We start from the raw sequence: 13,026 nt of genomic DNA on the forward strand, positions 1-13,026 counted from the left end.
GTTCTCGCAGCAAGTGAGGTAGCCGACGCCGCTTGGACCTGAGCACTGGGGAGAGAAAAATCCCGCAGTGGTCGATTTCGTGCTAGGCAGGCGCAATTGAATTCCATTCGTTCTACGGACCGACCATGACAATTCTGATTACCGGCGGCGCGGGCTATATCGGATCCCATTGCTGCGTTACGTTTCTGGAAGCGGGGCACGATGTCGTAGTAGTCGACAACCTTGCAAATTCCAGCGAGGAAAGCCTCAAACGCGTTGAGCGGATCACTGGCAGGACCGTTCCCTTCGAGCCTGTAGACATACGCGACCAGCAGGAACTTGAGCGCGTTCTACGGCAATACGAATGTACCGGTGCCGTTCACTTTGCCGGCGCGAAGATTGTCGGAGAATCGATCACCAATCCGCTTTCCTATTACGACAACAATGTCGTCGGCACCCAGCGACTGCTGAGCGCCATGGACAAGCTTGAAATCCGGAACGTCATATTCTCGTCGTCCGCAAACGTGTATGGGCCACCGTCCATGCTTCCGGTCACCGAAAGCCATCCCACCGGCCCACTTTCTCCCTATGGCCGTACGAAGGCCATCGTCGAGACTATGTTGAGCGATCTTGCAGCCAGCAATCCGGCCTGGCGAATTGCGATGTTGCGCTATTTCAATCCGGTAGGCGCACATGAAAGCGGGCTGATCGGGGAAGATCCGCAAGACGTTCCAACAAACCTGATGCCCTATATTGCACAGGTGGCGGTCGGCCGGCGCGAGCAGCTAACGGTCTATGGCAATGACTACGAGACACGGGACGGAACGGGCGTCAGGGATTACATCCACGTGGTCGATCTGGTCGAGGGGCACCTCAAGGCGTACGAGGCCCTCAAGGCGCTACCGGATGATCGCAATTGCTTCACCGTCAATCTGGGCACCGGAACCGGTTACTCGGTACTGGAAATGGTTCGCGCATTCGAACGCGCCTCGAACAAGGAAATTCCTTATACGATCGCCCCTCGCAGAGATGGTGACGTCGCCGAATGCTACGCCGACACCGAACTCGCCGCCCGCACGATCGATTGGCGCGCCAAGCGGGACCTGACCGCCATGTGTCACGATACCTGGAATTGGATCTGCAAAAACCCGCGCGGCTACGGCGAGTGACGCCAGACGCCTGGTAGCGCCTCAGAACAGCAGAACCTCAACGAGAATCTTCAGCGCGATCACCACCAGCAGGAGCAGGATCAGCTTGTCGAAGGTTTCCCGGGAAACCTTCGTCGCCAACCAGCTGCCGACCGGCATCACCGCGAAAATTGCGCCGGTCGCCGCCAACCCAAGCAGGAACCGATCGAAGGTCAACAGTCCAACGGCCGCCATGCGCTCGATCTGGGTCGTCGACATGATCGCAAAAAACAGCGAGATCGTCGCGATAAACGTGCTGCGCGGCAGCTTCAGTGCATTCAGGAAGGTCAACGATGCAGGGGCGGAAATGCCTGTCGCGCCCTGCAGGATCCCCCCAAGAACACCTATGGGGCCTGCAAGCTTCAATGCGGGTCCATAGGACAATGCCCAGTCGGCGTTCAACAGACGGAAGCCGACATAGCCCAGAACCACGCAGGACATGCCGATCAGCAGGATATCCGACGGCAAGCCGGCCAACAGATACGTGCCTACAATGGCGCCTAACGCTCCACCGCCTGCGAACAGCGCGGAAAACGGCGCCGGCATCAGCGACTTGCGGAACCGCCACCCCTGCCAGACATTGGTCAGAAGATTGGGCGTCACGAACACTGCTACCGCAAACTGCACATCAACGATTGCAGCGAGAACCGGCACGCCGATCACTGGCGCACCAGCGCCTGTTGCCCCCTTCAGTAGTCCTCCAAGTGCGCAGGCCATAAGGGCATAGGCGACAAGAGCAAGATCGAACTCGGGCAAGGAATTGTTCCATTTGGAAAACCGAAAACCCAAAAGTCGGGTTTCGGAAATGCGGCAATAGCGGACTGGTTACGGTCTTTTCGATCAAGTGACCAGATCCATTTTCGAAAAACACCGTCAATCCAAGCGATTGTGAAGACATGACGCACGCCGGGCCCGCAGCTGGTCCGGACTTTCAGATATCGGGCGCTTGCGTTTCCGAAAAAGTGACGTTACATAGTTACACGTTATGTAATAACATTCATGGAGCTTCCCTTGTTCTTTCCGTCTCTCGGCCGGCGAAAATCACCGATTGGTGTTGTGATCGGCGCTGGCCTCATCGCCGTCTTTTCTCCCGCAGTCATCGGCGCTGCCGCGGTAGCAGCACCGAATGTGGTCACCACCATCAAGCCGGTGCATTCGATCGTTGCTGCGGTCATGGACGGAGTGGCAACGCCGGAACTCCTGATCGATGGCGCCGCCTCACCCCACAGTTTTGCCCTAAAGCCTTCCCAGGCTTTCAAGCTTCAGGGCGCAGATCTGGTCTTCTGGATCGGGGAAAGTTTGGAAACATCATTGGCGAAGCCCATGGCATCCTTGCCCGCAACCGCTCGTGTGATCGAGCTTGCTGATACGCCAGGCCTGGAGCTACTGCCCTTCCGTGAACTCTCAGAGTTCGGTGAAGACGATCATGACCACGAAGGCGAGGAAGACCACGCAGATCACGCTGCCGACGAAAACGGCACACATGAGCACGAACATGATGACGACCACGCTCATGATCAGGAGCGGGAAAGTGCCGCCGGACATGACGGACATGACCACCACGGCTCATTCGATCCGCATCTTTGGCTCGATCCCGACAACGCCGTCGTCATGGCAATGGCAATCTCGGAGGCACTTTCGAAGGCAGACCCCGGCAACGCGGCGACCTACGCGGAAAATGCCCAGGGGTTCCGTGAGCGCGTAGAAAAGTTGGCGGCAGACGTCGACAGCCAGCTCGCCGGCGTTCGCGGCAAACCCTTCGTCGTCTTCCACGACGCCTACCATTATTTCGAAAAGAAGTTTGATATCCCGGCCGCGGGTGCAATCTCCATCAATCCGGAAAGCCCTTCGAGCGCCGAGCATGTTCGGGAGATCCGCGAGACCATCACGGAAAAGGGCGTGGTCTGTGTCTTTTCCGAACCGCAATTCGAGCCCAAGTTGATCCAGGTGGTAACAGAAGGGACACAGGTCCGCTCCGGGGTCCTGGACCCTCTCGGAACTGCCTACGCAAACGGCCCCGAGCTTTACGAAAGCCTGATCAAGGGTGCTGCCGACGCCATAACATCGTGCCTTGCCTCCAACGGCTAAGCGGCTGTTGACCTGAAATGAAAAAGGCCGCCCGAACGGGCGGCCTTTCTATATCTGCGCTGCAAAGTCGCGGTCCTAGCCACGAGCCTCGTCGGTCGACTCGAGCGCCTTCAGCAGATAACGGTCGCGATCGTAGACGTCGGAATAGTAGGCAATCGTGCCGTCAAGCTCCGGCCATGCGGTAAAATAGGACACATAGACCGGGATATCACCCGAGACGCGTTCCTGCTCGTTCTTGCCCTGTGCAATTCGTCCGCTGACATAGTCCTTGGATTTGCCGAGAACCGCGGCGGCCATTGCCTTGGGGTCATGGAGACGTACACATCCATGGCTGAAGGCACGCTCATCCTTGTTGAAGAGGCTCTTGGCCGGCGTGTCATGCATGTAGATGTGATGCTTGTTCGGGAACAGGATCTTGACCTCGCCAAGCGCATTGCTCTTGCCGGGATACTGGCGAACATTGACGGAAGACTGCTTGGAGGCAACCGAGTACCAGTCCACCGAGGCAGAGGAAATCTGCTTGCCGCTGGCTGTCGTGACCTCATAGCCGGCCCGGTCCAGATAACTGGGGTCCTTGGAAAGTTTCGGCATCATTTCGTTGACGATGATCGAATAGGGAACACCCCAGTAGGGGTTGTATTCGACGATCTCGATCTTGTCGTAGAAGAAGTTGGTCTGGTTCGACTTCTTGCCGACGACGACGCGCATGGAAAGCGGCTCGCTACCGGGCTCGGTGTAGGTCGCCGTGAAGGCGGCCTGATTGATGAAGACCTTGCGCTCGCCAAGCTCTTCGGGAAGCCAGCGGCTACGCTCCATGGCGAGTTTGACCTTGGCGATCTTCGCCTCGTTGGTCACACCGACCATTGCCTTGATGGAATTCTTGCCGACGATCCCGTCCGCGGAAAGACCATTCTCCTTCTGAAACGCCTTCACCAGCGCGACCAGTTCCGGAGTATAGGCCTCTTCGCCCGAATAAGCGTCGAGGGTGGCCGCATGGGCTTCCTTCAGCGCCGCGGAGCCTTTCTTTGCGATGGCTGCAACGACGTTCTTCATTTCCGGGTCGGAGTTGCCGGGCTTCAGGAAGGTACCTGGAGCGATAACGATCCTGTCCTCATCCTTGTCCTCAGCTTCGAGGCGGGCGAGTTCCTCCTTCAACGCCCTAAAGTGCGCTCCCTGGGGCTGGTGGGCTTCAAGGGCCTGCGAGACGTCGGCGGCCTTGACCAGGTCTTCCATAGCGGCAACCAGATCGGGCGTATGCCGCGGCAGATCATGGTATTCGGAGATCCGGTTCGGATCTACACGGCCACGTTCGGCGTCCAGCACATAGGTGAGCACCGCGGCGGAAAGCTGCATTTCAAACGCCATCAGGGCGGTATCGCGGTCCTTGCCGGCCAATCCGGAAACAGCAGGCAGGCCGACCAGGTAGTCGGATCCATCCAGGCCATAGTCGCCGGCGGCGGCAAGCGTGCGCCGTGCTGCGCCCGCGGCGGCGGTCGGGCGACCATCCTTGATCCAGACGAAATCGGGATGTTCGCGGTAGAATGCGAGCAACGCTTCACCGACTTCCGGGAGCGCCTTTACTTCCAGATCGCTGAGTACCGGACGCGCTTCGTCGAAAGCAGACAGGATCACAGGCGAACGATTGCTGTCGGCGGCCGAAGCATCCGGCGTGCCGGCATCGACGGCCGGCGTCTCGACAGCAGCGGTCTTCACCTTTGAAAGGCTCGCCAAGGACACGGTTGCCATCGTGTCGGGCTTGTAAGTGAAATAGCGTGGCGAGGAGACACGAATCTTCGCTGCCTTCTTACGGTTCAGATCCTCCTGGGCACGCATTTCGCGAAGACGCGCGCCCTCAGGATTGAAGAGGCGCTGGAATAGGCCCTGGGCCTGTGCCTCGACGGAGACTGCCGGCATGACCGCCGTGCCGATCCCAAGAACCAATGCGCTTGAAAGAAGCGCATGCTGCAGGCGCTGCGAGCGCGTTCTGCTTCTTTGATCCGCGCTTGCCTCAAATGCCGAAACTGTCACGCCGCATCGTGCCATTTTGCTCATTTCCGTCATGCCTTAAAATTCCGACGTTCCTGTCGTCGATGCCCCGTCGCGACCTGAACCGTGTGTCATATTGGAGAAACCGGCCTGCCCGCACCCGGCCCTCAATCCAAATTCCGATGATGTTCCCGGCACATAGGAGTTTCTGCCACAGGCATGAAACGTCCCCGGGCGCCAAACCCGCATCTTCGTCCGGATTCGACTGCACGTAATGATACTAACCAAGGATGGCCTCATGGTTAAGGGGCATCCTGTTCACACCGCATTTCGCCGACGTCGCGTGACCTGAAAGCCGCACCTGACTTGTGCCAGGCAAGACGCCAATCCCCGTTCATCAGAAAGGCCGGCCACTGATGTGACCGGCCTTCAAATGCCTCACTTCGGATTTTAGCAGATCAGAATGGAATCTCGTCGTCCATCGATCCGGCGCCGCCGCCCTGTGGGCCGCCGTATCCACCGCCCGAAGACGAGCCACCGCCATAACCGCCGCCTGAGCCACCACCATAGCTGCCGCCGCCACCGTAACCGCCGCCGCCGGAGGACTCGCCGCCGTAACCACCGCCGCTTTCACCGCCGCCGAAGCTGCCGCCGCCACCGCCTTCACCGCGCCCGTCGAGCATGGTCAGGGTGGAGTTGAAGCCCTGCAGGACGACTTCGGTCGAATATTGATCCTGGCCCTGCTGGTTCTGCCACTTGCGCGTTTGCAGCTGACCTTCGATGTAGACCTTGGCGCCCTTGCGAAGATACTGCTCGGCAACCTTGCACAGGCCCTCGTTGAAAATCACGACACGGTGCCATTCGGTCTTTTCACGGCGCTCGCCGGTTCCCCTGTCGCGCCAGGTTTCCGATGTCGCAATCCGAAGGTTGGCAATCGGACGGCCGTCCTGGGTGCGCCGGATTTCAGGGTCCGCTCCCAGGTTGCCTATCAGAATGACCTTGTTGACGCTGCCCGCCATGACGCAAACTCCTTGATATCTGCCCTGTGCGGAGCGCTCGGAGAACCGGCAGCCCGACAGCACGGGTGTTTTGCATAGTTGTCGCGACCCTATCCGTTTCACGCAAGCGCTGCGGGCCGATTTCTTGAACGTGGCGTCCTTTTCCACAATGTGCTGGCCGGAAATGCGGCTCAGGACTGTCAGTAGACTGACAGACCGCTCATCATTGCCGCTTGCCAAGCCGCATATGTTCTATTTATGTTCCTATAGAAATTCAACGTCGCAACACGAAGAAATTCCGCCTTTGATCCGGATTTCATCCGGGGCCGTACTGGCACTGGCCGGCAGGATTGCTATATGCCTGCTGACCAGGGTGCCCGACGGCGCAAACCACAGGACTTCAGCGTCCGGAACCAACGACAGATCATGACGTTCCGGAACCATGAGCAGGTCTTTGCCTGCACAGACTTTTCAGGAACCGTGACCGCATGACCAAGGACGCCAAGACCGGCACCGCACTCATCGACCCGACGAAAACATTGTCCGTGCGCGGCGCGCGCGAGCACAATCTCAAGAACGTCGACCTCGATCTGCCACGCAACAAGCTCATCGTCATGACGGGCCTGTCCGGTTCGGGCAAATCTTCCCTCGCCTTCGATACGATCTACGCAGAGGGCCAGCGGCGCTATGTCGAGAGCCTGTCGGCCTATGCGCGCCAGTTCCTGGAGATGATGCAGAAGCCGGATGTCGACCAGATCGACGGCCTGTCTCCGGCGATTTCGATCGAACAGAAGACGACCTCGCGCAATCCGCGCTCGACGGTCGGAACGGTCACCGAGATCTACGACTACATGCGCCTTCTGTTCGCGCGCGTCGGCATTCCGTATTCGCCTGCAACCGGGCTCCCGATCGAAAGCCAGACCGTAAGCCAGATGGTTGACCGGATCATGGAACTGGAAGAAGGCACAAGGCTCTATTTGCTTGCGCCCATCGTGCGCGGCCGCAAGGGCGAGTACCGCAAGGAACTGGCCGAACTGATGAAGAAGGGCTTCCAGCGGGTCAAGATCAACGGCGAATTCCACGAGATTTCCGAAGCGCCGGCTCTGGACAAGAAATACAAGCACGACATCGATGTGGTCGTGGACCGGATTGTCGTGCGCGATGATATCGCGAGCCGCCTTGCTGACTCGCTCGAGACGGCGCTTTCCCTTGCTGATGGTTTGGCGATTGCTGAATTCGCCGACAAGCCGAAAGACCCGCCGGCCAAGGGCGCTGTTCTTCAGAACCAGAACGAAACCCACGAGCGGATCGTCTTTTCGGAAAAATTCGCCTGTCCGGTTTCCGGCTTCACCATTTCCGAGGTCGAGCCGCGCCTGTTTTCGTTCAACAATCCGTTCGGCGCCTGCCCATCTTGCGACGGTCTGGGGACCACGCTGGCGTTCGAGGCCGATCTTGTCGTGCCCGATCAAAGCCTGTCGATGCGTGAAGGCGCCATCCTGCCGTGGGCGAAAACCGGATCCACGTCGCCCTATTACAACCAGACCCTGGAAGCGCTTGCCCGCCACTACGGCATCTCCATGTCGACGCCCTGGCGCGATTTGCCCGAAGAGGCCCGCAGCGGTATCCTGCATGGCACCGGCAAGACACAGATAGATTTCATCTACGACGATGGCGTTCGCAGCTACAAGACGGCCAAGCCCTTCGAAGGCGTGATCGGCAACATCGAGCGCCGCTGGCGCGAAACCGAATCCAATTGGGTGCGCGAGGAACTAGAGCGGTTCCAGTCCGATCACCCCTGCCCGGCCTGCCAGGGCTACCGGCTCAAGCCCGAGGCGCTGGCCGTAAAGATCAACCATCGCCATATCGGCCAGATCACCGAACTGTCCATTCGCGACGCCGGAGCCTGGTTCGATTCACTGCCCGCCCACCTGTCACAGAAACAGGAAGAAATTGCGGGTCGTATCCTCAAGGAAATTCGGGAACGGTTGAAGTTCCTGAACGATGTCGGCCTCGACTATCTCAGCATGTCGCGTTCATCCGGAACCCTGTCGGGCGGCGAAAGCCAGCGCATTCGCCTGGCATCCCAGATCGGCTCCGGTCTGACGGGGGTTCTGTATGTTCTGGACGAACCCTCGATCGGCCTTCACCAGCGCGACAACGCACGGCTTATCGGCACGCTCAAGCATCTTCGCGACCTCGGCAACACGGTCATCGTGGTCGAACACGATGAGGATGCCGTACTGGCAGCCGACCATGTCGTCGATGTCGGCCCCGGTGCCGGTGTTCATGGCGGCGAGATCATCGCCTCGGGGACGCCTGCCGAGGTCATGGCCAATCCGAACTCCCTGACCGGTCAGTATCTATCGGGCAAGATGATGATCCCGCTGCCGCAGGAACGGCGCAAGATCAACAAGCGGCGCAAGCTGAAGGTCGTCGGCGCCAGAGGAAACAACCTCAAGGACGTCAACGTCGACGTGCCGCTCGGTACCTTCACCTGCGTGACCGGTGTGTCGGGCGGGGGCAAGTCCACATTCCTGATCGACACGCTCTACAAGACAGCCGCGCGGCGCCTCAACGGTGCTCGCGAGAACCCTGCCCCGCATGACCGGATCGAAGGGCTGGAGCATCTCGACAAGGTCATCGACATCGATCAGTCGCCGATCGGCCGAACACCGCGATCCAATCCCGCGACCTATACCGGCGCCTTCACCCCGATCCGGGAATGGTTCGCGGGCCTGCCGGAGGCCAAGGCTCGCGGATACCAGGCAGGCCGCTTCTCGTTCAACGTCAAGGGCGGGCGCTGTGAGGCATGTCAGGGCGACGGTGTCATCAAGATCGAAATGCACTTCCTGCCTGACGTTTACGTCACATGCGATGTCTGCAAGGGCAAACGCTACAATCGCGAGACGCTGGAGGTGCTGTTCAAGGGCAAGTCGATTGCCGACGTGCTCGACATGACGGTGGAGGAAGCCGCCGGGTTCTTTTCCGCCGTGCCTTCCGTCCGCGACAAGATGGAAACCCTGGCACGCGTCGGGCTTGGCTATATAAAGGTGGGACAGCAGGCCACAACCCTGTCCGGCGGCGAGGCACAGCGCGTTAAACTGGCCAAGGAACTGTCCCGCCGCTCCACGGGCCGGACCCTCTATATTCTCGATGAGCCGACAACCGGTTTGCACTTCCATGATGTCGCGAAGCTTCTCGAGGTGCTCCACGAACTGGTCGACCAGGGCAACAGCATGTTGGTGATCGAGCACAACCTGGAAGTCATCAAGACGGCAGATTGGGTGATCGATCTTGGACCCGAAGGTGGCGACGGCGGTGGAACGATCGTTGCCGAGGGGCGTCCGGAGGACATTGCTGCGGTCGAAGGCAGTTACACCGGCCAGTTCCTTACCGAACTGCTAGATCGCAGGCCACATCGGGCAACAGACGCCGCAGAATAATCATGCGCTGCAACATAGACGAGAGCTTCCTCCGTCATATTGCAGCGCATCGCGCGAAAGTCCCAGTTTTCCAACCATTTGCTGCATTGCACTCAGCGCATGACTGGCATGCGCATAATGCGCTTCTTTTATTTCCGACTGCGAATTATATATCTCTCAACAGATTGATGACGCGGCGCACAAACGAATTTGTTGCGACGCGAATAAGGGAAAAGAAAAATGATCGACACTGTCGTCCGCAAGTACAACAACTGGGTTCAGTACCGCCGCACCGTTGACGAGCTGTCTCGTCTTTCCCGCCGCGAACTGAGCGACCTCGGCATCTCCCGCAACGACATCAAGTTCGTTGCCCGCCGCGCCGCGGTCTAAGTTGAAGAGTTCGCGTCCCAACGAGCTACCTCCTCCCAAGCTCCGGGACGTGTGACAAAGACGGGGCATCCTCCTCCCAGCTCCGTCAGGTCAAAACGTCGCCCACCAGCACCTCCTCCCGCTGGTGGGCGTTCGTTTTTTCAGGGTCCGATTTCGCGGGCCCTTTTTTGTTTCCCAAACTACCTTTCCAGATCTCCGGACGCATGGCGGTGTCGCGCTCACGATGCCGCATCGGTTAACGCAAGATGAATTGCAATAAAGACCTGCGATTTTTGCATCGCAGCACTGCAGTTCGCCGTCTACCTAACCGAAATTACATCGCCTAACTTAGGGTCATCAAGACGAACGGGCCAGACGCCGATCCGCGGTGCCATGGCCACCAGATATAAGAGGCCTAGCCATGATCGATGCAGTTGTCCGCAAGTACCAGAACTGGAAACGTTTCCGCACCACCTATGATGAGCTGTCTCAGCTGAGCAACCGGGAACTCTCCGACCTCGGCATGAGCCGCGACGATATCGTCCGCCACGCTCGTGCGGCAATCCGCTAACAATCAATTAGCCGGTTTCGACCCTCCTCCCACGAAACCGGCAATCGCGCTCCGCCATACGCGCGGAGTGAAAAGACGCCCACCGGATCTCCTCCCACCGGTGGGCGTTTTTATTTGCTTCACTGCCATCACCTGGAAGCTTCAACCAGCCCGGCGCTGCATCCAGACCGAAAGCTCGCTGATCACGGGCGGCTTACCATTGGAGTGGGGCCAGGAGTCGATCGCGTAGACCGCGCCGGTCGTCTTCTCTCGCACGGTCGCGGTCGCATGCGGATACCGCCCATCGAGGAAGAAGCCTCGGGCGACAGGCGAAGCCACCACGTGATGCTTTAGGTATCCGCTGCGCTCGGCAACGAGCAGGAGGGAGTTGGTATTCGTGGATTCGTCGATGCAATCCATCTGCCCGCGTACCCCGGCATTTTGCATGTCGAAACCACCGACATCATTGCCCGACCCGACGCGGCCCGCGACGCGCTTTTCCTGCCACACGACCGCACTGGCGATCGCCATTCGCTCCTCTTTCGGCGACCCGGCGCCTGCTGCAAGGATACGCTTCAGCTTTGCCATATCTGCTTGGGAGAAATCGACCGGTGTTTTGTAGGCACAGCCGAAACCGTGGCAAACGTAGATGCGGTTGGCTGTGGGGGCGACACCTTCATTGCCGTCGTACCAGCCTTGCGCGTCGCCGTTCGCCTGCCCCGCGCAACCTGCGAGGCCCGCGGCCACGAGTAGAAGTGCTGCCCGGCCGGAAACGATCATCCGTGCAAGCATTTGTCCCCATCTCCCCCAGTTTCACTGCCCGATGGTCCTGGTTTGCGAGTCGGGCACGAATTCCGCAACGTCATTGTGAAACATGACATTGCGGCTGACGAGGCAAAAATGTAATCAGGGCGCAGAAAACGCAGAACGCCAGGTCCGCAGTGATCACGCCCAGTACGGCGCTGCATTGCGCCGCAGATGAGCTCCCGAAGGAACGAAGACCATGAAACCCATCCACGTCATTGGCGGCGGCCTTGCAGGTTCCGAAGCAGCCTGGCAGATCGCACGACGCGGCATTCCGGTCGTGCTCCACGAGATGCGTCCTGTCCGCAAGACTGATGCTCACAAGGGCGAAGGCCTCGCCGAACTTGTCTGTTCCAACTCTTTCCGCTCCGACGACAGCGAGCAAAACGCCGTCGGCCTGCTGCATCATGAGCTGCGTCGCGCCGGCTCCCTCATCATGTCATGCGGGGACGCCAACCAGGTTCCTGCCGGCAGTGCACTGGCGGTCGATCGCGACGGTTTCTCCGATGCCGTGACCAAGGCACTGGAAGACCACCCGCTGATCGAGATCCGGCGCGAGGAGATTGCCGGCCTGCCACCTGAGGACTGGGACAGCGTCATCGTTGCAACCGGGCCGCTGACGTCGCCAGCCCTGTCGGAAGCTGTCCTGGAACGCTGCGGAGAGGATGCACTTGCCTTCTTCGACGCGATCGCGCCCATCGTGCATTTCGACAGCGTTGACCTGACAAAGGCCTGGTTCCAGTCGCGCTACGACAAGGTCGGGCCGGGAGGCACCGGCAAGGACTACCTCAACTGCCCGATGGACAAGGAACAATATGACGCCTTCATCGATGCACTGATCGCCGGCGACACGACCGACTTCAAGGAATGGGAAGAAAACACCCCCTACTTCGACGGCTGCCTGCCGATCGAGGTCATGGCCGCCCGTGGCCGCGAGACCCTGCGGCACGGCCCGATGAAGCCCATGGGCCTGACCAACGCGCATAATCCGGATGTCAAAGCCTATGCGGTGGTCCAGCTCCGTCAGGACAATGCGCTCGGCACGCTTTACAATATGGTCGGCTTCCAGACCAAGCTGAAGTACGGCGCGCAGGGCGACATCTTCAAGATGATTCCGGGCCTCGAGAACGCCCAGTTCGCGCGCCTCGGCGGGCTGCACCGTAACACCTTCCTGAATTCGCCGAAGGTGCTGGACGGATCGCTCCGGCTCAAGGCGGAACCGCGCCTGCGCTTTGCGGGCCAGATCACCGGCTGCGAAGGCTACGTGGAATCGGCCAGCGTCGGCTGCATGACCGGCATTTTCGCCGCGATGGAACGGCTCGGCCGGCCCATTGTCACTCCGCCGGAAACGACCGCAATGGGCGCGCTGATCGCTCATATCACCGGGGGTCATATCGCCCGCGACGACGGCGCCGGCAAACCCAGCTCGTTCCAGCCGATGAACGTCAATTTCGGACTGTTTCCCCCGGTCGAGGCGCCGAAGGTCGATGCGGACGGCAAGCGGATCAAGGGCAAGGACAAGACCCGCGCGAAGAAATTGGCAATGACCACGCGGGCAAAGGCCGACTTCGAAGGCTGGATTTCCGGGTTGGAACCTGCAGAACAAGCGGCGGAGTAATCTCCGCCGCGCAGAGCTAACGCCG

At 59.6% G+C, this 13,026-nt stretch carries 10 protein-coding genes; 6 read left to right on the forward strand and 4 right to left on the reverse strand.

From position 1 onward, the window contains the following. Positions 1-125: 125 nt before the first annotated feature. Positions 126-1,148: a UDP-glucose 4-epimerase GalE gene (gene galE / locus ACN0SY_RS01115; RefSeq protein ID WP_417683916.1), complete on the forward strand. Its 1,023-nt coding sequence runs from the start codon at positions 126-128 to the stop codon at positions 1,146-1,148. Positions 1,149-1,169: 21 nt separating this feature from the next. On the opposite strand, the gene ACN0SY_RS01120 is transcribed toward galE, so the two are convergent. After that, positions 1,170-1,922: a TSUP family transporter gene (locus ACN0SY_RS01120; protein ID WP_417683917.1), complete on the reverse strand. Its 753-nt coding sequence runs from the start codon at positions 1,920-1,922 to the stop codon at positions 1,170-1,172. Positions 1,923-2,177: 255 nt separating this feature from the next. On the opposite strand from ACN0SY_RS01120, the gene znuA reads away from it, so the two are divergent. Beyond that, the gene (gene znuA / locus ACN0SY_RS01125; protein WP_417683918.1) at positions 2,178-3,254 is read left to right on the forward strand and encodes a zinc ABC transporter substrate-binding protein ZnuA; all 1,077 of its coding nucleotides are present in this window, start codon (positions 2,178-2,180) and stop codon (positions 3,252-3,254) included. A gap of 75 nt (positions 3,255-3,329) precedes the next feature. On the opposite strand, the gene ACN0SY_RS01130 is transcribed toward znuA, so the two are convergent. Further along, positions 3,330-5,297 carry a L,D-transpeptidase family protein gene (locus ACN0SY_RS01130; protein ID WP_417683919.1) on the reverse strand — a complete coding sequence of 656 codons (1,968 nt, stop codon included), beginning with the start codon at positions 5,295-5,297 and terminating at the stop codon, positions 3,330-3,332. A 401-nt stretch (positions 5,298-5,698) separates the two neighbouring features. Continuing rightward, positions 5,699-6,259, reverse strand: coding sequence for a single-stranded DNA-binding protein (locus tag ACN0SY_RS01135; protein WP_417683920.1), 561 nt, complete (start codon positions 6,257-6,259; stop codon positions 5,699-5,701). Positions 6,260-6,726: 467 nt separating this feature from the next. On the opposite strand from ACN0SY_RS01135, the gene uvrA reads away from it, so the two are divergent. From uvrA to ACN0SY_RS01150, 3 genes are all read left to right on the forward strand, one after another. Continuing rightward, positions 6,727-9,681 carry an excinuclease ABC subunit UvrA gene (gene uvrA, locus ACN0SY_RS01140; protein ID WP_417683921.1) on the forward strand — a complete coding sequence of 985 codons (2,955 nt, stop codon included), beginning with the start codon at positions 6,727-6,729 and terminating at the stop codon, positions 9,679-9,681. 219 nt (positions 9,682-9,900) lie between these two features. Next, entirely contained in the window at positions 9,901-10,050 is a 150-nt protein-coding gene (locus ACN0SY_RS01145) for a DUF1127 domain-containing protein (RefSeq protein ID WP_417683922.1), read from the forward strand. Positions 10,051-10,450: 400 nt separating this feature from the next. Continuing rightward, positions 10,451-10,600, forward strand: coding sequence for a DUF1127 domain-containing protein (locus tag ACN0SY_RS01150; protein WP_417683923.1), 150 nt, complete (start codon positions 10,451-10,453; stop codon positions 10,598-10,600). A gap of 141 nt (positions 10,601-10,741) precedes the next feature. Here ACN0SY_RS01150 and ACN0SY_RS01155 read toward each other — a convergent pair whose 3' ends face one another. Continuing rightward, positions 10,742-11,371 carry a hypothetical protein gene (locus ACN0SY_RS01155; RefSeq protein ID WP_417683924.1) on the reverse strand — a complete coding sequence of 210 codons (630 nt, stop codon included), beginning with the start codon at positions 11,369-11,371 and terminating at the stop codon, positions 10,742-10,744. A gap of 211 nt (positions 11,372-11,582) precedes the next feature. Between ACN0SY_RS01155 and trmFO the strand changes: the two genes are divergently transcribed. Continuing rightward, the gene (gene trmFO / locus ACN0SY_RS01160; protein ID WP_417683925.1) at positions 11,583-13,001 is read left to right on the forward strand and encodes a methylenetetrahydrofolate--tRNA-(uracil(54)-C(5))-methyltransferase (FADH(2)-oxidizing) TrmFO; all 1,419 of its coding nucleotides are present in this window, start codon (positions 11,583-11,585) and stop codon (positions 12,999-13,001) included. Positions 13,002-13,026 lie beyond the last annotated feature (25 nt).

Source organism: Roseibium sp. (genome assembly GCF_048261595.1).
In the GTDB taxonomy this organism is placed as follows: Bacteria; Pseudomonadota; Alphaproteobacteria; order Rhizobiales; family Stappiaceae; genus Roseibium.